This is a genomic window from Alteromonas genovensis, from assembly GCF_010500895.1.
GTDB classification, from domain to species: Bacteria; Pseudomonadota; Gammaproteobacteria; order Enterobacterales; family Alteromonadaceae; genus Alteromonas; species Alteromonas genovensis.
This window is the reverse complement of record NZ_JAAAWO010000001.1, coordinates 301,587-328,358: the sequence shown is the minus strand read 5'-3', so window position 1 is coordinate 328,358 and position 26,772 is coordinate 301,587. Positions and strand designations below refer to the sequence as shown.

At 45.1% G+C, this 26,772-nt stretch carries 23 protein-coding genes and 1 other RNA gene; 9 read left to right on the top strand and 15 right to left on the bottom strand.

Annotation, left to right across the window (positions count from 1 at the left end):
* Positions 1-128 precede the first annotated feature (128 nt).
* The 5 genes from gcvP to nagA all read right to left on the bottom strand — a co-directional run bounded on the left by gcvP (position 129) and on the right by nagA (position 7,116).
* On the bottom strand, positions 129-3,050 hold the full coding sequence (gene gcvP / locus GTQ48_RS01340) for an aminomethyl-transferring glycine dehydrogenase (protein WP_163104689.1): 2,922 nt from the start codon (positions 3,048-3,050) through the stop codon (positions 129-131).
* A gap of 382 nt (positions 3,051-3,432) precedes the next feature.
* Complete coding sequence (gene gcvH, locus GTQ48_RS01335; RefSeq protein ID WP_163104687.1) at positions 3,433-3,822, bottom strand: glycine cleavage system protein GcvH; 390 nt, start codon at positions 3,820-3,822, stop codon at positions 3,433-3,435.
* A 48-nt stretch (positions 3,823-3,870) separates the two neighbouring features.
* Complete coding sequence (gene gcvT / locus GTQ48_RS01330) at positions 3,871-4,950, bottom strand: glycine cleavage system aminomethyltransferase GcvT (protein WP_163104685.1); 1,080 nt, start codon at positions 4,948-4,950, stop codon at positions 3,871-3,873.
* Positions 4,951-5,271: 321 nt separating this feature from the next.
* Positions 5,272-5,700 (bottom strand): DUF4168 domain-containing protein, encoded by a 429-nt coding sequence (locus tag GTQ48_RS01325; RefSeq protein ID WP_163104683.1) that lies wholly within the window; start codon positions 5,698-5,700, stop codon positions 5,272-5,274.
* 219 nt (positions 5,701-5,919) lie between these two features.
* A complete protein-coding gene (gene nagA, locus GTQ48_RS01320) occupies positions 5,920-7,116 on the bottom strand; it encodes an N-acetylglucosamine-6-phosphate deacetylase (protein ID WP_163104681.1) in 1,197 nt (398 codons plus the stop codon).
* A gap of 293 nt (positions 7,117-7,409) precedes the next feature.
* On the opposite strand from nagA, the gene GTQ48_RS01315 reads away from it, so the two are divergent.
* Positions 7,410-8,261: a LysR family transcriptional regulator gene (locus GTQ48_RS01315; RefSeq protein WP_032097514.1), complete on the top strand. Its 852-nt coding sequence runs from the start codon at positions 7,410-7,412 to the stop codon at positions 8,259-8,261.
* 12 nt (positions 8,262-8,273) lie between these two features.
* Here GTQ48_RS01315 and GTQ48_RS01310 read toward each other — a convergent pair whose 3' ends face one another.
* The 5 genes from GTQ48_RS01310 to GTQ48_RS01290 form a co-directional block, all read right to left on the bottom strand.
* Entirely contained in the window at positions 8,274-9,575 is a 1,302-nt protein-coding gene (locus tag GTQ48_RS01310) for a M24 family metallopeptidase (RefSeq protein WP_163104679.1), read from the bottom strand.
* An 87-nt stretch (positions 9,576-9,662) separates the two neighbouring features.
* The gene (locus GTQ48_RS01305; RefSeq protein WP_163104677.1) at positions 9,663-10,835 is read right to left on the bottom strand and encodes an FAD-dependent monooxygenase; all 1,173 of its coding nucleotides are present in this window, start codon (positions 10,833-10,835) and stop codon (positions 9,663-9,665) included.
* Positions 10,836-10,929: 94 nt separating this feature from the next.
* Complete coding sequence (locus tag GTQ48_RS01300; protein ID WP_163104675.1) at positions 10,930-12,219, bottom strand: FAD-dependent monooxygenase; 1,290 nt, start codon at positions 12,217-12,219, stop codon at positions 10,930-10,932.
* A gap of 54 nt (positions 12,220-12,273) precedes the next feature.
* A complete protein-coding gene (gene pepP, locus GTQ48_RS01295) occupies positions 12,274-13,581 on the bottom strand; it encodes a Xaa-Pro aminopeptidase (protein ID WP_163104673.1) in 1,308 nt (435 codons plus the stop codon).
* 269 nt (positions 13,582-13,850) lie between these two features.
* Positions 13,851-14,417 (bottom strand): UPF0149 family protein, encoded by a 567-nt coding sequence (locus GTQ48_RS01290; RefSeq protein ID WP_032097509.1) that lies wholly within the window; start codon positions 14,415-14,417, stop codon positions 13,851-13,853.
* Between the two features lie 534 nt (positions 14,418-14,951).
* Between GTQ48_RS01290 and ssrS the strand changes: the two genes are divergently transcribed.
* From ssrS to serA, 7 genes are all read left to right on the top strand, one after another.
* A non-coding RNA gene (gene ssrS, locus GTQ48_RS01285) (6S RNA) lies at positions 14,952-15,134 on the top strand.
* A 21-nt stretch (positions 15,135-15,155) separates the two neighbouring features.
* Positions 15,156-16,052 carry a ribokinase gene (locus GTQ48_RS01280; RefSeq protein ID WP_163104671.1) on the top strand — a complete coding sequence of 299 codons (897 nt, stop codon included), beginning with the start codon at positions 15,156-15,158 and terminating at the stop codon, positions 16,050-16,052.
* Between the two features lie 21 nt (positions 16,053-16,073).
* Entirely contained in the window at positions 16,074-17,018 is a 945-nt protein-coding gene (locus GTQ48_RS01275; protein WP_163104669.1) for a nucleoside hydrolase, read from the top strand.
* 67 nt (positions 17,019-17,085) lie between these two features.
* Positions 17,086-18,702, top strand: coding sequence for a hybrid sensor histidine kinase/response regulator (locus tag GTQ48_RS01270; protein WP_163104667.1), 1,617 nt, complete (start codon positions 17,086-17,088; stop codon positions 18,700-18,702).
* Positions 18,703-18,817: 115 nt separating this feature from the next.
* Positions 18,818-19,585 (top strand): 5-formyltetrahydrofolate cyclo-ligase, encoded by a 768-nt coding sequence (locus tag GTQ48_RS01265; protein ID WP_163104665.1) that lies wholly within the window; start codon positions 18,818-18,820, stop codon positions 19,583-19,585.
* Positions 19,586-19,671: 86 nt separating this feature from the next.
* Entirely contained in the window at positions 19,672-20,328 is a 657-nt protein-coding gene (gene rpiA, locus GTQ48_RS01260) for a ribose-5-phosphate isomerase RpiA (RefSeq protein ID WP_163104663.1), read from the top strand.
* 107 nt (positions 20,329-20,435) lie between these two features.
* The gene (gene serA / locus GTQ48_RS01255; RefSeq protein WP_163104661.1) at positions 20,436-21,665 is read left to right on the top strand and encodes a phosphoglycerate dehydrogenase; all 1,230 of its coding nucleotides are present in this window, start codon (positions 20,436-20,438) and stop codon (positions 21,663-21,665) included.
* Positions 21,666-21,822: 157 nt separating this feature from the next.
* Here serA and GTQ48_RS01250 read toward each other — a convergent pair whose 3' ends face one another.
* The 5 genes from GTQ48_RS01250 to GTQ48_RS01230 all read right to left on the bottom strand — a co-directional run bounded on the left by GTQ48_RS01250 (position 21,823) and on the right by GTQ48_RS01230 (position 25,863).
* Positions 21,823-22,566 (bottom strand): DUF481 domain-containing protein, encoded by a 744-nt coding sequence (locus GTQ48_RS01250; protein ID WP_163104659.1) that lies wholly within the window; start codon positions 22,564-22,566, stop codon positions 21,823-21,825.
* A 207-nt stretch (positions 22,567-22,773) separates the two neighbouring features.
* On the bottom strand, positions 22,774-23,673 hold the full coding sequence (locus GTQ48_RS01245) for a DUF481 domain-containing protein (protein ID WP_239059945.1): 900 nt from the start codon (positions 23,671-23,673) through the stop codon (positions 22,774-22,776).
* 103 nt (positions 23,674-23,776) lie between these two features.
* Positions 23,777-24,601 (bottom strand): HDOD domain-containing protein, encoded by an 825-nt coding sequence (locus GTQ48_RS01240; RefSeq protein WP_163104657.1) that lies wholly within the window; start codon positions 24,599-24,601, stop codon positions 23,777-23,779.
* A 74-nt stretch (positions 24,602-24,675) separates the two neighbouring features.
* Entirely contained in the window at positions 24,676-24,972 is a 297-nt protein-coding gene (locus tag GTQ48_RS01235) for a DUF1289 domain-containing protein (RefSeq protein WP_163104655.1), read from the bottom strand.
* 180 nt (positions 24,973-25,152) lie between these two features.
* On the bottom strand, positions 25,153-25,863 hold the full coding sequence (locus GTQ48_RS01230) for an SIMPL domain-containing protein (protein WP_163104653.1): 711 nt from the start codon (positions 25,861-25,863) through the stop codon (positions 25,153-25,155).
* Between the two features lie 166 nt (positions 25,864-26,029).
* Here GTQ48_RS01230 and GTQ48_RS01225 point away from each other — a divergent pair, with 166 nt between their 5' ends.
* Positions 26,030-26,674, top strand: a complete 645-nt coding sequence (locus GTQ48_RS01225; protein WP_163104651.1) for a hypothetical protein — start codon at positions 26,030-26,032, stop codon at positions 26,672-26,674.
* Positions 26,675-26,772: the final 98 nt, after the last annotated feature.

Here is a 26,772-nt window from a genome sequence, read left to right as displayed (position 1 = left end):
GCTGGGCAAACAAAAAAAGGCGAACCATTTCTGGTTCGCCTGTCTCATATCTAGCTATTTACAATCTTAATTGCATTCACAAACTTAATTGTCGCATTCACAATTTTAATTGCAGTTAGTCAACCAACCTACCCCTCAATATAACTCTCTATACTTGGGCAAGAACAAATTAAGTTACGGTCGCCATATACATCATCAATACGGTTAACCGTTGGCCAGAATTTGTTTCTGTGTACTTCTGGTGCTGGGTACGCCGCTAACATGCGGTCGTAGCTGCGGTTCCAGTCGCTGTCACAGATGTCAGCTAGCGTGTGCGGTGCATTGTGCAGTGGGTTATCTGTTGCATCCCACTCACCGCTTTCCACTTTCGCTATTTCTTGGCGAATGCTCATCATGGCGTTAATGAAACGGTCTAGCTCGTACTTCGCTTCAGACTCGGTTGGCTCTACCATTAATGTGCCTGCCACAGGGAAGCTCATTGTGGGTGAGTGGAAACCGTAGTCGTTTAAGCGCTTAGCAATGTCTAGCTCGGTTACGCCACTGGCTTCTTTTAGTGGGCGAAGGTCGATAATACATTCGTGGGCTACGCGGTCGTTGTTGCCTTTGTAAAGTATTTCGAAGTGCCCCTCTAGCTTCTTAGCCACGTAGTTCGCGTTGAGAATAGCCACTTCCGTTGCACGGCGTAGGCCTTCGCTACCCATCATTTTGATGTACATATAGCTGATAGGCAAAATAGACGCACTTCCCCATGGCGCACCACTTACCGCGCCGCAGCCTTTACCCGCAGTTTCTACGTTAATCACGGTGTGATTAGGTAAAAACGGTGCAAGGTGCGATTTTACGCCAATTGGCCCCATACCTGGGCCGCCGCCACCGTGTGGAATGCAGAATGTTTTGTGCAAGTTAAGGTGCGATACGTCTGAGCCAATGAAGCCTGGTGATGTAATACCCACCTGCGCGTTCATGTTAGCGCCGTCCATGTAAACCTGGCCGCCGTGCTCGTGAACGATATCGCATATTTCTTTCACCGTTTCTTCGTAAACACCGTGAGTAGATGGGTACGTGATCATTGCGCATGATAGGTTGTCGCCCACTTCTTCCGCTTTTTTGCGAAGGTCGTTAAGGTCTACGTTACCGTTTGAATCACAGGCTACTACCACTACTTTTAAGCTAACCATTTGCGCTGAGGCTGGGTTAGTACCGTGAGCAGAGCTTGGAATCAAACATACGTTTCTGTGGCTGTCGCCGCGGCTTTCATGGTAGCGCTGAATAGCTAATAAGCCAGCATACTCACCTTGTGCGCCTGAGTTAGGCTGCATAGAAAGTGCATCGTAACCCGTTACATCAATGAGCCACTCGGCTAATTCTGCAATCATTTCTTGATAGCCTACGGCTTGATCAAGTGGCGCGAACGGGTGCAATTGCCCAAATTCAGCCCAGGTTACGGGTATCATTTCTGCCGTTGCGTTTAGCTTCATGGTGCAAGAGCCCAATGAAATCATTGAATGGTTTAATGCCAAATCTTTGTTTTCAAGGCTTTTGATATAACGCAGCATTTCAGTTTCAGAGTGATACTTGTTGAACACTTCATGAGTTAAAATATCGCTAGTACGCACTAACTCTTCTGGAATAGATTTAACGGCTTGTGTAGTTACTTCCGCGTCTAGGTCTTCAACACTTAATCCGTTCTCTTCACAAAAGCCGTCGCCTAAAATAACATCGAATAACGCTAAGATATCTTCACGAGTAGTGGTTTCGTCAAGCGATACACCTACTGCACCTTCTAGGTCTGCTCGAAGGTTCATACCTTTCGCATAAGCTTTAGCAAGAACATCTTCTTTGTTTTCAACCATTACAGTGAGTGTGTCAAAGTACGTGCTGTGCTTAAGCGCTACGCCTTTGTTGGCGCCTTTAAGTGTTAAGCCGGTTGCAAGAATATCGGCGAAACGGTGAATACGCTCGGCAATAGTTTTTAAGCCCTGTGGGCCGTGATATACGGCGTAAAAGCTCGCCATGTTGGCAAGTAGCACTTGCGCGGTACAAATGTTCGAGTTCGCTTTTTCGCGGCGAATGTGCTGCTCGCGAGTTTGCAGTGCCATACGTAGTGCTGGGCGGTCGCGTGTATCTTTACTTACGCCAATAATACGTCCTGGCAATGAACGCTTGAAGCTTTCACGGGTTGCAAAGAAAGCAGCATGTGGACCGCCATAACCCATTGGTACACCAAAGCGCTGCGCACTACCTAGTGCAACATCTGCGCCCAGCTCGCCAGGCGACTTAAGCATGACTAAGCTCATTAGGTCTGCCGCTACTGCCACAATGCCTTTTTTTGATTGTACTGCGGCAATAATGTCAGAAATATCTTTAATTTCGCCCGTGCTAGTTGGGTATTGTAAAAGCGCACCGAATACATCGTGCTCTGCCGCTTCTTCTGCAGGGCCAGTTACAATTTCAAAACCAAACATGTCGGCACGAGTTTGCACAACATCTAGTGTTTGTGGGTGCACATCGTCAGACACAAAAAAGATGTTCGCTTTTTTGTTTTTCGATACACGCTTGGCAAGACCCATCGCCTCGGCTGCCGCGGTACTTTCATCTAGCAATGATGCAGATGCTAGCTCGAGGCCGGTTAAATCGATGGTTACCTGCTGGAAGTTCAAAATAGCTTCTAAACGACCCTGCGCAATCTCTGGCTGATAAGGTGTATAAGCCGTGTACCAACCTGGATTTTCTAGCACGTTACGCAAAATAACGTTCGGTACGTGGGTATCGTAATAACCCATTCCGATAAACGAACGGTTAATTTTGTTTTTCGCCGCAACCGTTTTTAATTCACTTAATGCTTCAACTTCTGTCGCACCTTCGCCGCACTTTAACGGTTCTGGTAGCGCAATACCTGCTGGTACGGTTTGCTCAATTAAATCATCTAATGAGCTAGCACCAATGGCAGACAGCATTTCTTCAATTTCGCCTTTACCCGGGCCAATATGACGACGGATAAACGTATCTTTTTGCTCTAATTGAGCCAATGTAGGAGAAGTATTCGACATAACGTTGTTAAGCACTCTTAATGGTTGCCGCAAGGGCGTCGTTAAATCTAAAAGTTAAAAAGGGGCTGAATAATATTCATGCCCCTTTTTCAACTGTGTATCTTTCTAGGGCGTGTTGACCTTTGTTGTACGAGTTTTGGGCTAAATGAAAGCATTTTAATCGCGGAACAGTCCTGTAGGCCTAGTGGGCTAAGTCAAAGGGCTGTGACAAAGAGTAAAATGCTTACATAACGCCCCCTTCGGGCAACGGTCTGTGAGCTATTTACCCTGCGTTGTATGGTTTCGATTTAGCCCGCTAGACCTTCAACCATTCGCCTTGTCTAAATAACTCACAGACCGCTGCAAAAATGTACATCAAAGATCAACACGCCCTCGTAACGAATTACTCTTCGTCAATGCTGTTTTCATAACCTTCTGCGTCAAGCAAGCTTTCTACTTCTGCAGGGTCTTCCGCTTTAATTTTAAACATCCAGCCTTCGCCGTATGGGTCAGAGTTTACCAGCTCTGGCGAGTCTTCTAGGTCTTCATTGATTTCGATTACTTCACCTGTAATTGGCGTGTAAACGTCAGAAGCCGCTTTAACCGACTCAGCAACACACACGTCGTCGCCAGTAGTTACCGCGTCGCCCACATCAGGTAGCTCAACGAAAACCATGTCGCCAAGTAAACCTTGTGCGTGCTCAGAAATACCTACAGTAAAAACACCGTCGCCTTCAGAGCGAACCCATTCGTGGGTAGCGGCATAACGTAAATCAGTTGGGATGTTGCTCATAATCGTTCCTGTTAATCTTTGTCAATTTTGTAAACTTGAGACATAAACTTATAAAACACTTTTTCCGTTGCGAACAAAGGAGGGCTTAACCACTTTTACTGTAACCCACTTTTTGCGCATTTCCACTTCTACTGTGTCACCCACATTGCTAGGCACTCGTGCCATGGCAATAGAATGGCCTAATGTAGGTGAAAACGTACCTGAAGTGATTACCCCTTCGCCGCTTTCTGTTTTTACTTTTAAGCCGTGGCGAAGTACGCCTTTTTCAGTCATCACTAAGCCTACTAGCTTGTCGGTACCTGTTTCACGCAGTGTTTCAAGGGCTTTTCTGCCAACGAAGTCTCTGTCTGCTGGCTCCCAAGTTATAGTCCAACCCATGTTAGCCGCTAGTGGCGATATGGTTTCATCCATATCTTGGCCGTAAAGGTTCATACCTGCTTCTAAGCGCAATGTATCTCGTGCGCCTAGGCCGCATGGCTTAACGCCTGCATCTAATAAACTTTGCCAAAAGCTTGCTGCTTGCGCCGTTGGCACCATAATTTCGTAGCCCGCTTCACCGGTGTAGCCTGTTGTTGCAATGAAAAGGTCTTCAGCTTGTACGCCAAAGAACGGCTTCATGCCGGCTACTGCTTCTTTTTGAGCCGCACTGAAAAGCGTTGCGGCTTTTTCTTTTGCATTTGGGCCTTGTACTGCAATCATCGCGAACTCAGAACGCTCGTTGATGGTTACGTCAAAACCTTCTGCTTTGCTCAACAGCCAGTTCATATCTTTTTCGCGAGTGGCTGAGTTAACCACTAAGCGGTAATTGGTTTCGTCAAAGTGATACACGATAAGGTCATCAACAACCCCACCCTCTTCGTTTAGCATACCGCTGTAAAGGGCTTTGCCTTTGTCTTTCAGCTTGGCAACGTCGTTTGCCAATAGGTATTGAAGATACGCTTTTGCCTGCGGGCCTTTCGCGTCAACAATGGTCATATGAGACACATCAAACATACCGGCGTCTTGGCGCACAGCGTGATGTTCTTCAATTTGAGAGCCATAGTTAATCGGCATATCCCAGCCGAAAAAGTCGACCATTTTGGCACCAGCTTCTAGGTGCTTCGCATGTAGGGCGGTGGTGTTAGACATTCCACTTTACTCTTGTTGAAAGATAGAAAACGATATTGAGTATAGATAGGTAACAATCGCGCAACAAATTGATAATTCTTATCACTACATTTAAAAACCTGATGTAGATACTAGAGAACATCAGAAAACGTTATATTCGCACGAGGGGTTTAGAAGAGCTGTAAAAGAGCTTGAGGTGAGCCTTCGAGGAGAACCTGTTGTGCAAGATTAGAGAGCGTTGATAGAGCAGATTTGCCAATAGGGGAAAAATAGACAGCGCAAAATAAAAAACGCTACATATTGATGCAGCGTTTTATTGAGAATTCGTGAATACGATGCGACTTAACTGTCGACGTTTTGGGCCTGCTGGCGCGACTCTAGCTCTACGGTAAGCTTTTCGGAAATGCGGCCTCGTAATGCCTCGTCTTGATTGGCGGCAAGAGAAATTTCACGGTATTTCTGCATGGCTATACCGCTGTCGGAAATCGCGGTTTGCATTTTTTCTCTGGCTTCTTGCTGAAGATCTTTGGCTTTTGCCTGATCGCCAGCGGCCTGAATTTCTGCCTGATACTTCTGCCCTATTAACTGAACCGTTAAATAGGCATCAACAAACTGATCTACCTGCTTTTCAGAAATTTGTATCTGTTGTGTGGCGCCCTGCTGTTCTTGAGCTTTTGCGGCTTGCGTATTTGTTTCCTGTGCAATGGCTGCACCTGCACTTAGTCCTGCGGTTAAGGCGGCGGTGAGCAATGTTGTCTTAATAAGCTTCATTAAAGCTCCTTGTCATTTCGTGAATATCAATTGGCCGTAATAAGTGAGTTTAACTTCGTTATTTGAAAGCAGTTCTCTTAGCCAATTGTGAACAACTTCGTTCTACCCATAAAGCTTTGCACCTATTGAGTTTCACACTAGTTGAATAATGTGGGGCAATAGCGAGAGTTAAAAGTTCAAACACACGGAGCAGTCTTTTTACTTGTTCTGATTTTTCGGCTAGTCGTTATTGTGAATATTGAGGCCCCTTTGCCACACTGCTTTAAGGTTGAGCTTATCGTCGAGTACAACAAAATTGGCAGCAGTCCCTGGTACTAACTGCCCAATGTTACGCTGAGTGCAAGTGAAACAAGACGCCGTGGTACTTGCCATTACACTGGCACTTTTAAGCGTAATGCCTAAATCGTTAACGCAATGACGTAGCGCCGAATGCATATCTAAACAGCTGCCGGCTAATGTGCCATCGGGCGTGGTTAACTTCTCCCCCGTGCGGGTGCTCGTACGAGTGATCTCTGTATCAAAAAAAGCAACGGTGTCTTGTTTTCCGCCAACATGGGCCATGGCATCGGTGACAAGCATAATGCCCTTTTCACTTTTAACTTTGCAGGCAAGTTCTGCCGACTTTTTATGAAGGTGTTGATGATCAACAATCAGCCCGCAAATGGCATCTGATAAAAGCGCAGCGCCCACCATACCCGGCTCTCTAGAGGTTAATGGCGACATGGCATTAAATAAGTGAGTGAACCCAGTAGCACCAGCATCAAGAGCTCTCTGCACCACCTCATAGGGCGCATTTGAATGGCCAAGCGCCACAACCACATTCTCTGAAACAAGGGCTTGTATAACCTCAGGTGACACATTTTCTGGCGCTACAGTAACAATAACTTGGCCAATATCTTTTCGCGTATACACCGCTAGCTCTTCATCTGAAATTGACCTGATGTGAGCAGCCTTATGCACTCCCTTTTTCGCTACCGACAAATGCGGCCCTTCAAAATGAACGCCCATGATGGAGGGATGATTTAAGCGTATAGCTTGAGATATAGCGTCGGCAGCGCTGCTAATGGTCGCAAAGTCATCGGTGATAAGCGTGGGAAACAAACTCGTAGTGCCAAAACGAGCATGTGCATTGGCAATAGTATTTACACTTTCCAATGTAGGGGCATGATTAAACATAACGCCGCCACCGCCATTCACTTGGGTGTCTACATAGCCAGGTATAACCGTTCCTTCAATACGCTCGTCGACGTTCACTTTGCTAGCGAGGTCTTTACTGTTTGCAGTCATTTCATTGCCGGTAGCGAATTTAGCAGCGTCGACAATGTCAGAAATAGTCCCGTTTTCAACAATCATCACTTGCTGTGCTTTCCATTCGGCATTAACCAATATGGAATCAACGTAGATAGTTTTTTGCATTACGTGTTATTTACCTTGTTTAGCTTGATGATGAACTTCGTTTAAGCCCCGAAACCTTCCATACCTGAATAGTCATTACTAAAGCAGAAGCGCAATTATATGCCTGAGAATATCAAACATAGGGGGAATACACTATTTTTCGGCCGCAGTTACAGAGGCACCTTAATCACCATTTAGTTTTGTTGAAATAGTCAAAATAAAAGGTACAAAGTAAATACTTCTATTAGCGGTTTTCAATATTAACATTTACAAATATAATGTTGAGCGGGTAGGTAATTAGAAATACTTATATAATGAAACAGCTTTCGTTAGATAACTTGCGTACATTTGTGAGTGTTATTGAGCTTGGTGGGTACGCTAAAGCCGGCGACTTTCTTGGTCGTTCTCAGCCTGCCATTAGCTTGCAAATTAAGAAGCTGGAATCGCAGCTCGACCGCAAGCTTTTTATCAAGTTAGGCCAGCGACATGTGCCAAGTGCAGATGGCAATTGGCTGTATGCAAAAGCCAAAGAATTACTTGAACTCAACGACAGCATATTTCGAAGTTTAACCCCTGCCCCGCTTAGTGGCCGCCTTCGGTTGGGCATTCCCAATGAGTTTGCCTCTACCCTTTTGCCAGGGTTAATTGGTGAATTTTCAAAGCGCTATCCCGATGTATCATTAGAAGTCACTTCCTCGCTTAGCCGAGACTTGCTGCACCCTAGCCAGCGCGATCATTTTGACCTTATTTTGGCCTTAGTTAATCCCGATGAAGACACCGAAGGCGAGGTGGTGTTAGAAGATGATGTGGTATGGGTGGGAGATAGTGCGCATCCGCTGGTGGGTAGTACTATTCCCCTTGTACTGGCCCCAGATGGCTGTATGTATAGAAGCCGGGTAATAGAGCAACTCAAGCAGCAAACCTTTGCTTGGAAAATTACGTATACCAACGCCGATTTAGGGGGCATAACTGCGGCTATTCAGCAGGGCTTGGGCGTTACCGCGTTGGCAAAATCAAGCCTACCTGCCAACCTGACTTTGCTTAAACACCCTCACCTACCGAAACTGGGCAAGGTGAATATTTGCTTGTTCAACCAAGATACCCAGCACCCTGTTATTAGTAAGACCTTGGCGGAATTTTTTACGACTCGACTTAAAAATAACTAACGGGTGAAAGTGCTATACCATAGGCACTAGTCGACCTAGCGGCTCTTCTAGCGATGCAGGTGGCTCAGTAAAGTACCGTGGGCCTTTGTCTGTCATATACAAACAGTCTTCTAACCGCACGCCAAACTCGCCAGGAATGTATAAACCAGGCTCGTTAGAAAAACACATACCCTTTTTAAGCGATGCTGTTTCGCCGCGCACAAAATTCACGCTTTCGTGACCTTCCATTCCAATGCCATGTCCTGTGCGATGACTTAGCCCAGGTAGTGCATAGTCTTTGTCGTAACCTTGAGTAACGTAATAAGCACGCACGGCGTCATCTACCTTACCGGCAGGTGTACCCACTTTGGCTGCATCAAACGCGACATTTTGCCCTTCTCGCACAGTATTCCATACGTCTGTCACTTTTTGTGATGGCTCACCGAACACAAGAGTACGGCTGATATCACTTTGATACCCGTGCACACTGCATCCGCTATCAAGCAACACTACGGAGCCTTGCTGAATAACCTGCTTTGCATTGGTTCCATGCGGGTACGCACTGGCGTCATTAAATAAGGCAAGGCACCACGAATTGCTGCCACCTAACTGTTGCTGTGCTTTGTGCATTAAGGCTTTAACTTCAGCTTGGGTCATGCCTAGCTTGAGGTGCTTAAACACAACGTCGTATGCTGCAAGAGTAACTTCATTCGCCTTGTGCATCAGCGTTAACTCGGCAGCCGTTTTATACATTCTGCAACCACGAGTAATAGGCTCTGCAGGCACAATATCCAAGCTAGGCATAGCGTTACTTACGCCGTTCACCACAAAGTAGCGAACGCTATTTTCAACACCTAACTTGCCGCTGGTAACGCCTCTTGATTTTAGAATATCGGCAACAACGTCAAAAGGGCTTTCATGCTCTTGCCATACGCGAACGTCATCGCCTACTTTAAGAGACTCCAATACGCTTGGCTTTTCAAAAAACGGCGTAACAACAGCAATATCCCCTTTTTGAGGAATAATAAGCGCCGTTAGTCTTTCGCTGCGCCACCACTGTATGCCAGAGAAATAATCCATTGCCGCGCCCGGCTCTATTAGGATGGCCGCTATGCCTTGTGCTTTCATCAAAGACTGTGCGTGTTCTATTCTTGCTTTTCTTTCTGCTAGGTTAATAGGCTTTGCGTTTTCAGTGAGCAGTTTTAGTGATGATAGCGATGGCATAGGAGCAGTGCCGCTGGCGTCTGCGCTGGAAGAGGCATTTGCCGCCACCGAAAGTGCGGGTGATAGCGCGAGCCCAGCACCTGCAAACTTTAAAAAATGTCGTTTATCCATGAAATTCACCTGTCGTTTATATTATTATTTTTAAATGGTTTCTTTAACTACGCTTTTAATACCGCTTTTTTAAATGCTCAAGGCGGTTTATAGCCCCATCGCATGACTAACGAATGCCTGCTTAATGGCCCCCACTTTGTCGGTAGCCGCCAAGCCCACGCCGCGAATAAGCTTTTTAAGCGGGTCGTCACCGTCAAATAGCAACTTAAAACCATCCATGGCTGCAATCATCTTCATCGCTTCGGTTTTACGGCTTCGCTCGTAAGGGCGTAGGTTTTTGTGTAACCCAATATCGCTGCCCTCGTTCGAAAGCTGTACCAATAATTCAGCCAGTGCTAGCGCGTCCTGCATTCCTAAGTTTGCGCCTTGTCCAGCAAGAGGATGAATGGTGTGAGCGGCATCTCCTACTAGCGCGATGCCGTCTTTAGCCCATTCTCTGGCGTAGCGCATGGTTAATGGAAATGCTGAACGCTGAGTTTCTAGTGCGGTTGTGCCAAGAATGCTGCCACTTGCGGCCGTTAGGGCATTGCAAAAGTCACTGTCGCTCATTGCGGCAAGTTTAGCAGCAGCGTCAGGTGTTTGTGACCACACGATAGAACAAACGTTGGGCTCTGCCATAGGCAACAGCGCAAGAGGCCCTGTAGGGGTGAACGCTTGTCTTGCCACGTTTTCATGGGGCAGTGCGGTTTTGATATTGGCAACAATGGCCGTATGTTCGTAGTCTTTAAACGTGATTGGAAAACCTGCCTGCTGACGAACAAAGGAGTTAGCACCATCTGCGCCAATGAGCAGTCGGCAGCTAAGGGCGTCGTTATTGTCAAACATCACCATATTTTGATTTGGCCCTGATAGCACCCGCTCTATGCCAGATTCAAACACCTGAACGTTAGCCTGACTTTCAACGCTCTGCGCCAGCGCATTAATTAACGCCTGGTTTTCAACAATAACGCCAAGGGCATCGCTGCCCATTTCTTCACAGCTAAAATGAATATCGCCAAAGCTGTCTTTGTCCCACACGTGCATAGCCACGTAAGCATTGGCGCGGTCTTTTTGCAGGTGTTGCCATGTATCTAACGACTGCAAGGCAGCAATATTGGCCTGATTAATAGCACTGACTCGTGCGGTAGGCTTCTCGCCTAGGGCTGTTGATAAAGGGTGCTTATCAATTATCGCAACAGACAGCGAACTTTCTTTCAGCGCAGCGGCTAGCGTTAAGCCAACAATTCCCCCACCCACTATTCCAATATCAACGTGTTGCATAACTCTCTCTTGTTTCTCAGATTAGGACTCGTTAGAGGCTTAGTTTGAATTCATTTAAAAACTGGTTAAATACAGCTATGTGCTTGGCAATGGCTCACTTAACACCTAGGCCGTATCCAGTGGTTTGCTTAACAAACTGCTTTTTAGCAGCGGGCAACATTCCGAGCGCAAGTAGCGATATATTTCGCCCTACAACAAGGGGAAAGTGGCGGTTAGAAAATGTATGTACCAAGGTGTCGGTAAGCGCCACCGTGGTTTTTCTATCTTTGCTTCTCTTACTTGCGTATTCATGTAAAACAGAGAAATCGCCCGGGTCAGAGGGTGATGTTGTATTGCGAGTAAGCACCGATATCAAGGTGTGGATATCTCTAAGACCCAGGTTAAAGCCCTGCCCCGCTATGGGGTGAAGCGCCTGTGCGGCGTTACCCACAATCACCGTTCGGTGAGCCATTACGTCACTGGCAAGTTTTAGTGAAAGTGGATAGCTGCTTTTGTCGCTGACCTTTTCTATTTTGCCTTGGCGAAAGCCAAACGCATCTTGCAGAGCGCTAGCAAACTCATTGGCCGACATGGCTAATAGGTGAGCGGCTTTGTCAGACTTTACTGTCCACACCACTGAAAACCCATTGTTTGATGACTTTTCACCGTCTATTTCGTTATCAAAGGGTAAAAACGCTAATGGGCCAGAGTCGGTAAAACGCTCGTAGGCCTTATTGCTGTGAGATAGCTGTGTATGCACATTAAACACAATGGCGGTTTGACCGTAGTCGCTTTCACTTCTGCCTATGCCTACCTGCTCAGCCAGTGGGGAGCGGCCGCCATCGGCCAGCACCAACAGCTTAGCCCGATAACATTCGCCGTTATCTAAGGTAACGTCGGTGTGTGCAACATGCTGCTTTACACTCACTACCTTCGCAGGCGCTACATGCTCGTAACTGTCATTAGAGTCTGCAACAAGCTTAGTTAATGCACTTAACGAGACCACCTGCCCAAACGAAGAAATGTGGAAGTCTTTTGCTGCTAAATTTACTAACCCTAGATGCCCACTGTCGCTTACTTCAATCGCATCAATAGTCGGCGGTAATTCGCCAAAGCTGTACTCTGCCAGTTTATCTAACTGTACGTTGAGTGCTTTAAGCTCTTGTACCGTGCGGCGAGCAAGGGCGATAACCCGGGTATCGGTAAATGGATTGAAGTCGTTGGTGGCAGTTGTTTTTGTTGGTGCTTTTGTTTTCAGCGAGCTCGATGAAACTGGCGCTGCCGAATCAATCAGAGCTACTTTCAGCCCTGAGCGCTTAGATAGCCCTGAAGTTTGGGACAGCCCTTTAGCGAGAACGCAACCGACAATTCCGCCGCCAACAACAACTACATCAACACTCTTCACTCAGTCCGTTCCTTCTAGGTGCATTTGATTAGCCCAATTTTATTCAAGGCTAAATTACGCCATTAATGCCTCAATTTCATCAATCTCTTTTGGCACGTCTTTAGTGAGTATCTCAACGCCAGTAGCGGTAATGGCTACATCGTCTTCTATTCTCACGCCAATACCTTTGAAACGCTCTGGCACATCGCAATCGCTGCTAATATAGATCCCAGGCTCTACGGTAATGACCATGCCAGGGCTGAGCGCTCGGTCATCGCCATTGTGCTTGTAGTCGCCAACATCGTGCACGTCTAAGCCTAAAAAGTGCCCTAAACCGTGCATATAAAATTGTCGCCAGGTTTGATTATCTAAGTTTTCTGCGATACTGCCGGATAATATGCCCAGCTCAATTAAACCTTCGGTGATCACTTCTGCGCTGTGAGTCATTGCCTGAGGTAAAGTAACGCCCGGTGCCAGCATATCTAAAACGCTTTTTTGGGCTTTTAAGACCAAACTGTATATGGCGCGTTGCGCGTCGCTAAACTTACCGTTCACTGGAAACGTGCGCGTAATATCGGCAGCGTACCCTTGGTACTCGGCACCCGCATCAATAAGCACTAAATCGCCATTGTTAACCTGTGCGCTGTTTTGTGTGTAATGCAATATGCATGCATTTTCCCCGCTACCCACTATGGTACCGTAAGCCGGACTTCGTGCGCCCGCCATGGCAAATTCATGATGAAGTTCAGCTTCTAACTGGTATTCAAAGCACCCTGGGTGCGCAAACTGCATGGCGCGTTTGTGGGCACGAGCACTTATTTCACAGGCCGCTTTCATAACCGCAACTTCACTTGCCGACTTATACACGCGCATCTCATGTAGCAAAGGCTGTATATCGCGCACAGTAGCAGGTGCAAGGGACTGTTTCGGGGCCTCTTTCAACGTCTTTAAAGCGTTAACAATTAACTGATCGTGCTGCTCATTTGCACCAAGGGCCACATAAAGATGTTGTTGTCCCTGCATTGCTTCAAGAATGGCTTCTTCTAACTCTTGTTCTTCAAATGCCTCGTCTAGGCTAAATCGGGACAATGCCGCCTCAGCGCCTAATCGTTTTCCTTGCCACACTTCCGCTTGTTTGTCTTTAGCTTGTACTACCATTGCGCGGTAGCTTTCACCATAGCGGGGATGATTTGAAATGATTAACCATGCGTTTGGCTCTTCAAAACCCGTTAAATACCAAAAGTCGCTGTCTTGTCTGAATAAGTATTCCGTATCTCGACTTCGGGTAACTAAAGACGCTGCGGGTACAATGCATACACTGTTTGGCTGGCACTGTACTAATAATCTATCTTGCCTAGAAATAAACTCTTGCGCGCTAATCATAAATTCACAAACCCTGTCGGCATTATTTTTAGAAAACGGTGTTTTTGCAGCACTTTTTTATTACTTTTACTTACTCAACCTGTGAGCAGTTTGTTTATAAGTGATTTATATTTAAGAAACCTGCTTATAAAAGACGTCCTTAAAATTTAAGTGTTAAATTTCAAGATTTAAAGCCAATTTCTGAAGCTCACGTATTAGAGCCTAAGAAGTAGCGCCCACTTTTAAAGCCCAGTTATAAAACCCAGCTCTAAAAAATGGGCTCTTCGCAATTAATGTATTGAAGGCTTTTCTTTTTGATCGTCCAGCAATGACTGCCCCAGCTCGCTGAAGCAGAGAATTGCTGAAATCTTTACATACTCTTCTACTTCAAAGAGTGCTTTCTCAGACTCTTCGTCTGCATCCATTGGCTCTTCCATTCGAGAAATGTCGGAAAAGTCTTCAAGTGCTTCTTTTACATCATCACTGCACTTCACTAAATCTTGCTGGTGTAATCCAAAACCAAGCATAAACCCTTGCACCCAATTAATAAGAGCAGCGCCGCGATCGTTTATTGGGGCATGGTCTTCTGGAAGTAGCAAAGTAAGTGCAAACTCAGGCTCTAACAACTGTTGGCAAGTTTGGTTAAATAAAGTCGTTAGCGTAAAAACAACCGGCTCACTAAAGCTTTCGTCTTGATTCACCGTTTCGCTTAATGCTTCTAACCATTTTTGATCGGTAAGAGACATACCACCGCACAACATGCCGCAGAGGATGCCGTGTATTTCGGCGCCGTCTACTATTACGCCATGTTGTGACAATTTATTGGTAACGCTGTCGTAATCAAGCTGCTTTTCCACTGGTAACTCTCTTTATGTTTGAAATTTGATGTAATGCATGGAAATTATTCTCTTTGCCTTTATCCGCTTTTTTAGGCTTTAGCACACCCGCTTAGGTATGAGTGAACCACGCGAAGTAAAACAACGCCAAAAAGATAACCGCCGTGCGTATACTGTGGGTTTATAGTAGCAAAATCGGGATATAAAACCTACTTTTGCCAATTTGATTACTCACTGTTCAAACGAGTGAGCAAAAGCAGTAAAACCTTTATCTTCTCTGGTAACCCTCGTGTATTTCTACTACCATTAAGACGTGGACAAGGACTTCCCTTTGCAACACAGAGAAAGTGCTAGCGTAAAGAGAGAACGCGGTTTTCTTGAGCTTGTCGCATATGCGTGTATACTTGCTGACCAACAGGTGCTGACCAAATGGTCAAGAATAAAGTATTCTTTAAGCAGCTATACTCAACAACGCAAAGTTTTGCTACGCACAAGAGTGATCTCCTTCACTAGTACATGCGTTTCATATACCCTGTTGCGTTAATACAACAACAATGTTTCCTGGGATGTTTGCTAGTTCATTCATGTCCCTGGCCGATGCTATAAACCTAGGAAGTTGAAACTGTAACTATTGTGCAAGCTCGGCTCGTATCGAGAAGCCTACGGTCATAGTGATTCTTCCGCCCTGAACATTTCGGTTCACGGGCGAAAATGGACACGCGGCATTCTGGGAGACGCCCTCTTTCGACGGAAGAAGAAATGGCAATAATAAATTTTGGTTCCATTAATATCGACCACGTTTACCAAGTAGATCACTTTGTTCAACCTGGTGAAACAATCGCCTCCACGCACTACCAAACCTTGTTAGGCGGTAAAGGCGCAAACCAATCAATTGCGCTAGCGCAAGCCGGTGCTGATGTTAGGCATGTAGGCAGTATTCACCAAAATGACGCCTATTTTAAGCAAGCGTTGATTAAAAAAGGTGTAGATTGTCGCGGCGTAAAATGCTCTGAGACTCCCTCAGGTCATGCCATAATCCAAGTCACCCCAAGCGGCGAAAATGCCATCGTTCTCTTTGGCGGTGCAAACCAAACCATTACAGCTAAAACCGTTATGGCCGCGCTAGATGACACCAAGCCTGCAGACTGGGTGCTAACGCAAAACGAAACGAGCAGTATTGATGAAGTGCTTCGCCAAGCACAAGAAAAACAGCTGAAAGTTGCCTTTAATCCTGCGCCAATGAGCGAGTCGGTTAAAGCATTGCCTCACGATTGTATAGACTTGCTTATCGTTAACGAAACAGAAGCCGCCGCGCTAACTGGTAAAGAAGCAATGGATGACATTGTTGATGAATTTAAGCAGCAGTGGGCCCACTGTGAAGTCATTATCACGTTGGGTAAAGCTGGTGTAATGATGCTGAGAAAAGGCGACGTCATTAACGTTGATGCCTTTTCTGTTGATGCTGTTGATACTACTGCCGCAGGCGATACGTTTATCGGATACTTTTTATCAGCGTACAGTAACCACACAGACGCTAAACAGGCACTTAAACGCGGATGCGCGGCTTCTGCAATAGCCGTTACTCGCGAAGGCGCTGCGCAAAGCATTCCAACTCAGAAAGAAGTAGACCGTTTTTTAGCAAAGCATTCCGGCTAAAAATATCCCAGAGAGAATTTCATGGCACATAAAATAATATTAGATACCGATCCGGGCATTGATGATGCAATGGCCATATTTTTTGCGTTTCAATCACCAGATATTGAGCTTCTTGGCTTAACAACGGTTTACGGTAATGTTCCCGTTACAATGGCAGCGCAAAATGCCCTAACGCTTTGCGAACTGGCTGGCAAAAACGACATTCCAGTAACAAAAGGGGTCGGCATGCCTTGGGTTGGCGAAGAGTCTACCTATGCTCACTTCGTTCATGGAGAACACGGGTTTGGCCACATTAAGCCAGAGTCGCCTAAAGGCAAACTCGACCCTCGCAGCTCAGCACAGTTTATCGTTGATATGGCGCGTAAATATCCGGGCGAAATTACCTTAGTTGCAATAGGCCCGCTTGGTAACTTAGCGCTAGCGCTTCGTTTAGAGCCAGAACTACCTAAACTGGTTAAAGGCGTAAGCGTTATGGGCGGTGCTGCGTTTGTACCTGGCAATTTAACGCCGGTTGCAGAAGCAAACATTTGGAATGATGCTCATGCAGCAGAAATAGTATTTGCTGCAGACTGGGACTTGGTTATGTTTGGTTTAGACGTAACCAATGACGTGCCATTTGCACCTACCTTTGTTGACGTACTGGCTGAGAAAAACCCAACGCTAGGTGGCTTTGTTCAAGAAAGCGCCCAGTTCTATATGGATTTTTACTCGCAAAATAGAGAAGACAGAGTGTGTTTCTTCCACGATGCGTTTCCTATTGCACACCTTCGCCACCCAGAGCTTTTTGAATTAACAGAGGGCCACGTTAGGGTTGGAACAGGCTCGCTAGACAGAGGCCAAACGGTAGTCGCACCTAAAGGCACAACACCAAGTCCACTTTGGAACGACGCAAATACGATTAGAGTGGCGACGAAAGTAGACCATAGTAAGCTTGAGAAATTGTTCATAGACACCTACGCTCTTTAGTAATATCGTTAGGGGAATCAGTAGATTCCCCTAACGAACATGTACTTGAAGGTTAAAAACCAGAGCTATGAAGTCTGCCCCTGAGCCAGAAAATGAAAAAGAACGGTTAGCTGAACTTCTAAGCTACGACATCTTAGATACTGAAGCTGAAAAGCTTTTCGACGATCTTACTGCGCTAGCGTCACAAATTTGCGGTACGCCTATCGCGCTTATTAGTCTTATCGACCCCGATAGGCAGTGGTTTAAATCTCGTATTGGCCTTGCTGCCGAAGAAACATCTCGCGAAATCGCATTTTGCTCACACGCCATATTGCAGCAAAAAGTGTTTGAAGTGCCTGATGCCACCAAGGATGAGCGTTTTAGCGACAATCCTCTTGTAACTGGCTCTCCTGATATTCGGTTTTATGCGGGTGCACCGCTTATTACCCCCTCTGGTCATCCAATTGGCACACTTTGCGCCATTGATAAAAAGCCAAATAGACTAACAGAAGAACAGAAACAAGCACTAGAAACACTGGGGCAATCAGTGGTTGCTCACCTAGAATTAAGACGTAAAAATAGAGAGCTTGAGCGCACAAGCCAATTTAAGTCTGATTTTCTGTCTTATGTCAGCCATGAAATTCGCACGCCGCTTAACGCGATTAACACGTTTAGTAATTTGCTAGAGAGTGAGGCTCGAAAACTGTCGCTTCCGTCTCAATTTAGCTCTTCACTGTCGCACATTAGTAAAAGCGGCGAGCGCCTGCTAGAAATCGTCAATTCAGTGCTTGATATTAAGCAGATAGAAGCGGGTAAAATGCGTGTGATGCCACGCGCTATTAATACGAACGATTTTTTCACTCATCTGTTTTCAGTAACTCGTGTTCGCGCCGAACAAAACGACATCACCTTTACTGCAACACTAGATACTAGCCTTCCAGCTTCTATTTATTTAGATGACACTAAGTTTGGGCAAGTTGCGCTAAATATACTTTCCAATGCCATTAAATTTACGCCAAGAAATAAGGCAGTGACTTGTCAAGTAAAATACAAAAAAGGCGCCTTAATATTTATTGTTGCCGATGAAGGTATTGGTATTAGCGATGACGACCAGGCGCGCCTATTTGCTCGATTTGAGCGTATGGATAATGCACATAAAATACCTGGTTCTGGTTTGGGACTGAGTATATCTAAGCAACTGGTTGAGCTAATGGATGGCTCAATAAAACTTAAGAGTAAACTGCAAGAAGGTACAAGAGTCAGTATCTCAATTCCGTCTGCGCAGATGGACCAAAATCAGGTGGCAGAAGCCTCTCCTCAAAGTGCATCCGCGCAACTTTCTATTTCTAAGCCCGTAAATATTCTGATCGTAGAAGACCACCCTATTAATCAAGCGGTTATTGCAGCGCTTTTTGAGAAGTTAGGGCTGGCGTTTACCATTGTTGATACGGGTGAAGAAGGCGTTGAATACATAAAATCCAATCACGCCGACCTTGTTTTAATGGACATAAATTTACCCGGTATCCAGGGCGACCAGGCATCTAGGCTGATTAAAGCTCAATACCCTAACCTTCCTATTGTGGCACTCACCGCAGATGCTATTACTACTTCCGACAGTTTGAAAGAGAGGGGACTGGACGACGTGTTGACGAAACCAATTAATGCAGCCAACCTAGTAAAAGTGCTAAACCACTTTCTTGGTTAAAAGTGCCTAGTTAAGAATGCCTGGTTTAAAAAGACTTAGGCTGAGCGAGCCTTAATCAAGCGAAAACTGATCAAAATTACGAATAAAGGCAAGTTGGTTTGAGAGTAACATGGCGATGAGTAAGTTTTTACCCAATAATGAGCGTGCTGAGAGCAAAGCAAGTCTTCGCAAACATTTGCGTAAAAGCCTAAGAAACGTAAGAAATAGCATACCGCCCGAGCAATGTGCGCATTCTGCGCTGCAGATTAGCCAACAGTTAAACTCTTTATCTTGCGTCACTAAAGCAAAGTCAATTGCTGGGTATTTGGTGAATGATGGAGAGCTAGACCTTAGCAACTTTATGCAAGATGCGTTTACCCGTTCCAAAGATATGCGCAAAGAAGTGACGAGCAGCATCGATTATTCATCTACGTCTACATCCGCAACAATATCTGCATCAATATCTGCATCAACATCTGCATCAGCTCCTAAGTCAGCTCTTACACCGATGCCCACCACGTTCTCACTGCCCGTGTTACACCCTGTTTGTAAAGGCCACCTGCTGTTTCTTGAATATGGCCCACATACCACACTTGTAAAAAATAAATACAATATTGATGAGCCTGAACTGGCCTGCCCCAACGTTATTCCCACTAGCACTATAGACGTTATTTTAATGCCTTTGGTGGGCTTTGATAGCAAAGGCAATCGACTGGGCATGGGCGGCGGTTACTACGACCGTACGCTGGCGTTTACTCAATTTACTCAACAAAAACCCATTTTGATTGGTATTGCACACGATGAGCAAGAAGTTGAGACCCTGCCCTTTGAACCTTGGGATATTCCGCTAGATATTATTGTGACCCCTAAACGAATACTCACCTTTTCTAATATTAAGCCCTAATCCTAGGTCCATTTCTTTTAAAGACATAAAGCTGCGATTTTGCGCCTTATCGGTTACACTTCAAACAAACCAAAAGGAGAGTAACAATGGATCAGAACGCGAAAAAGCAAGCAGTGGCAAAAGCGGCAATAGACTATGTCGAACAAGACAGCATTGTTGGAGTAGGCACAGGTTCAACCGTTAACTTTTTTATTGAAGAATTAGGCAAAATCAAACATAAAATAGAGGGTGCTGTATCAAGCTCTGAAGCCTCTACAGAAAAGCTAAAAGCATTAGGCATTGAGGTTTTTGAACTCAACGACGTTAGCAACCTATCGGTGTATATTGACGGGGCCGACGAAGTCACCGAACACAAGCATATGATTAAAGGCGGAGGCGCTGCGCTTACACGTGAGAAGATAGTGGCTGGCGTGGCAAAAACGTTCGTGTGTATTGTTGATGACAGTAAGCGCGTTCCTGTTCTCGGTAACTTCCCCCTTCCGGTGGAAGTGATCCCTATGGCGCGCTCTTTTGTGGCTAGAGAACTCGTGAAACTCGGTGGCGATCCAGAATACCGTCAAGGTGTCGTAACCGACAATGGCAATGTCATTTTAGATGTCCACAATTTAGACATACTCAATCCTCGTGAATTAGAGCAAGCAATCAATAATATTCCCGGTGTTGTCACTAACGGAATTTTCGCTTTGCGCGGCGCAGATATCGTGCTTTCAGCGACCGATGAAGGTGTAAAAACCTTTAAGTGAAATACTCCTTTTAACTGAGGGCGTTTTCTGTTATTTTTCTTTTAGACGTCTAGATGGCTCGATCCATATTTTCGAACCGAAACACAACAGCGAGAGACAGCGAGTTCATGAGTAAAGTTTCACTTGAGAAGGACAAAATCCGAATTTTATTGTTAGAGGGTGTTCATCAGAGCGCGCTCGAAACACTAAAAAATAACGGTTACACAAACATTGAGTATCTTAAAACTTCTCTTCCAGAAGATGAGTTGATTGAAAAAATCAAAGATGCCCACTTCGTCGGACTTCGTTCTCGTACCCAAATAACTGAGAAAGTGGTGGATGCCGCTAAAAAGCTTGTTGCCATCGGCTGCTTTTGTATTGGTACAAACCAAGTTGACCTAGCTGCTACTCAGCGCCGCGGTATTCCTGTGTTTAACGCGCCCTTTTCAAACACTCGCTCTGTTGCCGAGCTAGTGCTAGGCCAAATTATTCTTTTACTTCGTCAAGTGCCAAGCAAAAATGCAAAGGCACACCGTGGAGAATGGGAAAAGACCGCTGTTGGCTCTTACGAAGCAAGAGGCAAAACGCTGGGAATTATTGGTTATGGCCACATTGGAACGCAGCTTAGCATCTTGGCGGAACACTTGGGCATGCGCGTACAGTTTTTTGACATCGAAGATAAGCTAGTGCTGGGTAACTCAGCCCAAGTTAAGTCTCTTGAGAAATTGCTTAACACCTCTGACGTAGTCACGCTTCACGTGCCTGAAACACCTGAAACGCAAAACATGATAGGTGAAAAAGAGCTTGCACAAATGAAGCCTGGCAGCATTCTCATTAATGCGTCTCGCGGAACGGTGGTTGATATAGACGCACTATCAGGGGCTCTTAAAAGCGGTCAGTTAAATGGTGCTGCCATTGACGTATTCCCAGTAGAGCCTAAGTCGAATGGCGAAGAGTTTGAATCACCTTTACGTGAATTCGACAACGTCATTCTTACGCCACACGTTGGGGGGAGCACCCAGGAAGCGCAAGAGAATATTGGTATTGAAGTGGCGGGGAAGCTCGCAAAATATAGCGATAACGGCTCAACCCTGTCTGCGGTTAACTTCCCCGAAGTATCGCTGCCAGAGCACAACAGCCGCTCACGCTTGCTTCACGTTCACAAAAACCAACCAGGTATTCTTACGCAAATTAACCAAGCGTTTGCAGAGAAAGGCATCAACATTGAAGCGCAGTACCTGCAAACAAACGCCGAAATTGGTTACGTGGTAGTAGACGTTAAAGAAGACAGAGGCTATGAAGCCCTTGCTGAACTTCAACAAATTGACGGCACTATAAAGACGCGTATATTGCACTAAGTACCCACTGCATACTTGCTAAAAGCCTAGCGAGCGGCTGAATGCCCAGCGACTCGTCATAATGGTCAATAGCCACAAACAAAAGCGCCGCATCGACAAATATCGATGCGGCGCTTTTTATCACTAAACAGCTAACACTGTTTGTGTATCAGCTTGTTTAAAAGAAATTGTATACTAAGCTAACTGCTGTTTCGGTATCAAGGTTATCTCTGTTTTCAGCTACGTCTGAGTTGTGATCCATTTTGAATGACAAACGCATTGAAAGATTACCTGTGATCACTGCAGTGAGTGCCGATTCCGCACGAGACTTAGTATTTTCAGAACCCACTTCCGTACTCAGTGTTTGAGTAAACTTAGACGTGTCTGAAATTAACCAAGTATATGCTGTTGAAGCACGAACAATTACACTGTCTTGATCTTCACCGTCTTGTGTTTCAACAAACGAGTAACCCGGACCGATTGAATATTCTAGTGTATGTCTCTCGTTCTGTAATACCTTTTGGTTCCAACCCAGTGCTAGCGTAGCTTGATAATTAAAGTTGCTCAGGCGGTCATCTTCAAACGAAGCAAAGCCGAACAAGCGATTATCTGGATTATCTAATTTATAGTTACCCTGTGCAGAGGCGAAAAACTTTTGTGCTGATGTAAATTCAACGTCTTCACCGTCGTCACCCTCTACAGTCTCTTCTTTGTAGAGACCTTCAATCAGGTAATCATTGCTCCACATTTCTAACTCTTGATGCGCAGTAATACCGGCATTTATTGATGTGGTTTCTGTGTTACCCGTTGTTGAGATAAACCCTAACTCACCTTCCATAGTAAATGGCTTTGGCTTATCTTGAGCAAAAGCAGAGGGTGCAAGTGAGAATGCAATTATGGTTGTCAGAACGCGCTTTTTCATTGGACAGTCCTATTGATTAACTTTCCCTTCGTTACGCTGCGATCACTTCATTGACGACGCAACACAACTATTTTCAGGATATTAACAACGATACAAATCGCTGCTGATGATGTGTGCCGCGCAGTGTACCGATTAAAAATTGACAGTCAACGAGAAAAGGTCAAAAAATCGCCGAAAGTAGTAAAGCGCACAACGAATAAACAACGTTTAAAAAAATTGGTAAACAAGAGCTACAGAGGTTTCGGTGCTTAAAGGCGCTATATCTTCTGCTGTATCTGTTTCATGGTTTAAAATGAAGGATAACTTCATGGCAAGGGAGCCGAAAACGTTAGCAGATAGAGAGGTTTCACTGCGGGATTTGGTGTTCTCTTCTCCAGCTTCGGTACTCACAAATTGCCTTAATTTGGCACCTGAACTCCAACGGTATTTGTATTCCGCTGAGGCTCTGACTATAACGCCGTCGTTCACCATGGTGTTATTGTCCGCCTGCGCCTCAATGAAGCTGTAACCAGGGCCAATGCTGTAGCGGAATTCACTGTCCTCATTGCGCCAAAGTCGCTCTGAATAACCCGCTGCCAGCGACGCACGGTGCTCATAACCGGTAAACCTGTCATCCTCATAATCGCCATACATAAAAATTCGACGACCATTGGCCACAAGCTTGTAATCAAATTGAGCGCTACCAAAGAAGCGCTGGGCACTAATATCTCGTTTAGCGCCAATGGTGGCACTTTCTTTATAAAGAAGCTCTGCGAAGTACACACTGCTCCACGTTTCGGTTTCATGGTCGGCATTCACTGCGGCTTTAACACTTGCCGCTGAAGTATTTCCGGTGTTTACCAAAACGCCCAGCTCGCCATCAAGATTAAATCGCGGGATGGTTTCGTCCGTATCTGGTGTGAAGTCGGCGTGGTAAAGCGTTTGGATAAGATCGGTGGCCTGCGCAAATGAAGAGATGCTGGTGCACATAACGCACAGCGCGATGCAGGTCTTGAAGAGGTCAGTGAGCATAATTAAATTAACGTTAGCTTTATCGTTTTTGTTATTGGCTTTTATGAACTTTCTATTTGAAAGTGCTTTTAAATAAAAACACTTATTCAAGTCCATTTGAGCGTTGAGCCACGAGTTAGCAATAACTAGCTATAATAACATCCACTTAAGTAATATATTTACTAAAGCACTATATTCACTTTGCGATTTACGCTTTGACTCATCTGATTAGTGCAGCAATTTTCACTGTTTCACGCTCTGCGTAATCAGTGGCATTGCTCACCATTTCCATGTCTAAACTTACTGTATTGGCTATTTCAGAAGTAAAAAGTTCAATATCTGAATGATTTTCTTTGTCTAACTGACGCACTGCAATCCGATTGGACAATGCCAGTACCCCAATTTCACGATCTGATGACTGTCTTGCCACATCGTTCACATGCGTGATTGGGTAGAATAGACCAATAGGTAAGTTCCAACTTTCCAATATGATACCGCTACAGTGTGCGAAGGTAAAACCGAAAAGCTGCTTTTGTCGCTGGTAAGGAAGAAGTGATTTATCACTGTCTAAATATTGTTGGTAAAGCTCTGGCGAACGCTTTGCTACTACAAGCTCGCTTAAGTTTTGCAGTATACCCATCACAAAAAAGCGCTCTATGACTTTCGCATTGGTACTCATAGCTAAGTGTTTGGCTAACATGCCTGAATAAACAGACGCATGCCAATGTTGCTTTAAATCGATAAGTTCAGAATCAAAACACTTAAAAGCGGTGCTGGCTGTTTCAGAGATGACTAAGTTATACAGCGCCTCGCCACCAATCACGTTAATGGCTTTTGACACAGACTCAATTTGCGAGGGAAAACGAAACAAAGAACTGTTTGCAAGGCGTAGTACCTTAGCCGTTAGCGAGGGGTCAATACTGATTAAGTTACCGATGTCTTCAGCGCTTGAACGCGGGCAGTCGAGTAATTCACGTAACCTTACGCACACATTGGGGAGCGCAAAAGATTTAGTGGCAAACTTTACGTATTTCTTTATCGACATTAACACACTCTCAATTGGTATTAGACGCGGCTATAACAACTGATTCTAAAGCCTTTTTGGCTCTGGCTCGGCAGCTATTCATCGTCGCGTTGCTCGTTCTCAAACAGGCCTATTTGGCTAGTTGTCTTCTTACTTTGTGCTTCTAATTGCTGTTTGCGTGCTCTGGCAATAATGGCGCGCTTGCGCCTCATGCAGGCCGCTATAATTTGGCGTTTCGTTGCATCATTCACTTGAAGCCAATAAAGACGTTCATCTCGGCTTCTGAGGCACCCTTTGCAAAAACCACGGGGTCCAGATTCGCAAACTCCAATACACGGGCTTGGTATCTCAAAGAACTCCAGTTGTTCAGACTGTGGTTTTTGCTGTGACATGATCTCTCAATGTTTTTGTTAGAATGAACGCGTAACCGCAGCCCTTTCTAATGTGATGTTAACGCTAGCGAACTCACGGCGCCGATTAAACACGAAATTCAACCTTACTGCTACTAGACATTAGCATCAAATAAGCCTTGAGCTTCTCGGAGCCATCAGCGTGAATATAGCCTTTAGCGATTAATCTACTAACGTGTAATCGATGGTCGATACCACGCGTACTTTTTTAATATGAGGGTGATAACTGTCTCTGCTGCTTATGCTAAAGCGACCTTGATTGGCTCGCTTAATTTTACCTAACGTACTTTGCGAATCTGTTGCGAACTTCTCAGCCACTTCTCTCGCGTTCAATGTGGCTTCTTCAATCATAGAGGGCTTCACTTCGTTTAACCGTGTAAACACGTAGTCGGGCTGGGCCTCGTAGCGGTTTTCAGATAACACTATTCCCGACTTGATAAGTTTACCCATTTGCTGCATCGCTGTGCGAACCGTTTCAACCTGCGATGAAAAAACCGTAATGGTTTGTACGCTACTATACCTAAATGGCGCTCGTTCACTTCCAACATACTGCTGTGCAAGCTTGTCCGTTATCTGGGGTTTGCCGGTAGTAATGCTATCTGACTCAATGCCGCTATCTTGTAAAAAACGTACTACTGTTTCGCTGTTTAGCTCAATACGGTCGTAAAGCTCCGGTAAGTCGTTACCGGCTTCCACAAACTGAATTGGCCAAATAACTTGGTCGGCAACAAACTCTCTCTCTGATAACCCCTTTACCGTCACCACCCTATTCCATGTCTGCATGTCTTTCATCGATGCAGATAGGGTTGTCCCCAGAAAAGCCGTGGCAACAATCATCCCCAGAGCAATTATTATTGCGGCGCCAACTTTCATATAACTAACCTCCTTTGTACGGCAGAGCTCAACTGAACTATTGTTAAATATACACGCTTGATTGGACGGACTCTAATTAATAGAAAACGACAAAGACATTTATCTCATTTGATTTCTATTTTCATTAGTCTATCGTTATATTTGAAATCATGAAAAAGACAGTGTGATGAGTAAGAATAAGAGATTTATTGTAACACGCCAATTCGCTGCTTTAATGCTTTTGCTACTCATCTCCCCAGTAGATGAAGGCTACGCTTTTTACATGGAAAATATTCAAATAGAAGCTGCGCAAATAGAAGCGGCGCAAATAGAGAGCGCGCAAGTGGAAGCCGTGCAAATAGAGTCCGCGCTAGTAAATAATAAAAATACAGCTAATGATGATGTAGAAAAGATAGAAGTATTAGGAAAAATGCCAGCCAATCTGCTGCGAAAAGCCTTCTATCGTCAAGAAGATAATTTTTTTGATCTGTACAACGAGCTTATAGATGAAAATCAATTTCGAATGGACTGTGAAATGCGCTCAATGCATCTTCAGTCAAAAGTTAAGCATCGCGCCTGCATCCCCCGATTTGTAGAAATTGAAAACGCTAGAGAGCTAGAGACTGCCGCTTTGAGGAGTGGCAGGCTTAGCGCCAGCTCAATTTTGAACGCAGTGCCAGACAAAGCAACCTTACGTTTAATCTACGCAAAAAAGAAAAAAGAAATGGCTAAGAAAATGGCTGACCTTATAAATTCAAACCCTGAACTTGCCAAGCGCTACACTCAATACGTAGAGGCAAAGACCAAATTTGAAAATGTGAAAAACCGTTAGCTGAAAAAAAGGCCACTCAATTGAGTGGCCTAAAAGGCTCCTTAAGAGAGCAACGCTTGGGTAGACGGAAATGTTCAATTAATAAAAACGAAGAATAA

What these genes read in the sequence shown, in the direction of transcription:
- gcvP (WP_163104689.1), bottom strand. Translation starts at nt 3,050, where the DNA reads ATGTCGAATACTTCTCCTACATTGGCTCAATTAGAGCAAAAAGATACG.
- gcvH (WP_163104687.1), bottom strand. Translation starts at nt 3,822, where the DNA reads ATGAGCAACATCCCAACTGATTTACGTTATGCCGCTACCCACGAATGG.
- gcvT (WP_163104685.1), bottom strand. Translation starts at nt 4,950, where the DNA reads ATGTCTAACACCACCGCCCTACATGCGAAGCACCTAGAAGCTGGTGCC.
- GTQ48_RS01325 (WP_163104683.1), bottom strand. Translation starts at nt 5,700, where the DNA reads ATGAAGCTTATTAAGACAACATTGCTCACCGCCGCCTTAACCGCAGGA.
- nagA (WP_163104681.1), bottom strand. Translation starts at nt 7,116, where the DNA reads ATGCAAAAAACTATCTACGTTGATTCCATATTGGTTAATGCCGAATGG.
- GTQ48_RS01315 (WP_032097514.1), top strand. Translation starts at nt 7,410, where the DNA reads ATGAAACAGCTTTCGTTAGATAACTTGCGTACATTTGTGAGTGTTATT.
- GTQ48_RS01310 (WP_163104679.1), bottom strand. Translation starts at nt 9,575, where the DNA reads ATGGATAAACGACATTTTTTAAAGTTTGCAGGTGCTGGGCTCGCGCTA.
- GTQ48_RS01305 (WP_163104677.1), bottom strand. Translation starts at nt 10,835, where the DNA reads ATGCAACACGTTGATATTGGAATAGTGGGTGGGGGAATTGTTGGCTTA.
- pepP (WP_163104673.1), bottom strand. Translation starts at nt 13,581, where the DNA reads ATGATTAGCGCGCAAGAGTTTATTTCTAGGCAAGATAGATTATTAGTA.
- GTQ48_RS01280 (WP_163104671.1), top strand. Translation starts at nt 15,156, where the DNA reads ATGGCAATAATAAATTTTGGTTCCATTAATATCGACCACGTTTACCAA.
- GTQ48_RS01275 (WP_163104669.1), top strand. Translation starts at nt 16,074, where the DNA reads ATGGCACATAAAATAATATTAGATACCGATCCGGGCATTGATGATGCA.
- GTQ48_RS01270 (WP_163104667.1), top strand. Translation starts at nt 17,086, where the DNA reads ATGAAGTCTGCCCCTGAGCCAGAAAATGAAAAAGAACGGTTAGCTGAA.
- GTQ48_RS01265 (WP_163104665.1), top strand. Translation starts at nt 18,818, where the DNA reads ATGAGTAAGTTTTTACCCAATAATGAGCGTGCTGAGAGCAAAGCAAGT.
- rpiA (WP_163104663.1), top strand. Translation starts at nt 19,672, where the DNA reads ATGGATCAGAACGCGAAAAAGCAAGCAGTGGCAAAAGCGGCAATAGAC.
- serA (WP_163104661.1), top strand. Translation starts at nt 20,436, where the DNA reads ATGAGTAAAGTTTCACTTGAGAAGGACAAAATCCGAATTTTATTGTTA.
- GTQ48_RS01250 (WP_163104659.1), bottom strand. Translation starts at nt 22,566, where the DNA reads ATGAAAAAGCGCGTTCTGACAACCATAATTGCATTCTCACTTGCACCC.
- GTQ48_RS01245 (WP_239059945.1), bottom strand. Translation starts at nt 23,673, where the DNA reads ATGGACTTGAATAAGTGTTTTTATTTAAAAGCACTTTCAAATAGAAAG.
- GTQ48_RS01240 (WP_163104657.1), bottom strand. Translation starts at nt 24,601, where the DNA reads ATGTCGATAAAGAAATACGTAAAGTTTGCCACTAAATCTTTTGCGCTC.
- GTQ48_RS01235 (WP_163104655.1), bottom strand. Translation starts at nt 24,972, where the DNA reads ATGTCACAGCAAAAACCACAGTCTGAACAACTGGAGTTCTTTGAGATA.
- GTQ48_RS01230 (WP_163104653.1), bottom strand. Translation starts at nt 25,863, where the DNA reads ATGAAAGTTGGCGCCGCAATAATAATTGCTCTGGGGATGATTGTTGCC.
- GTQ48_RS01225 (WP_163104651.1), top strand. Translation starts at nt 26,030, where the DNA reads ATGAGTAAGAATAAGAGATTTATTGTAACACGCCAATTCGCTGCTTTA.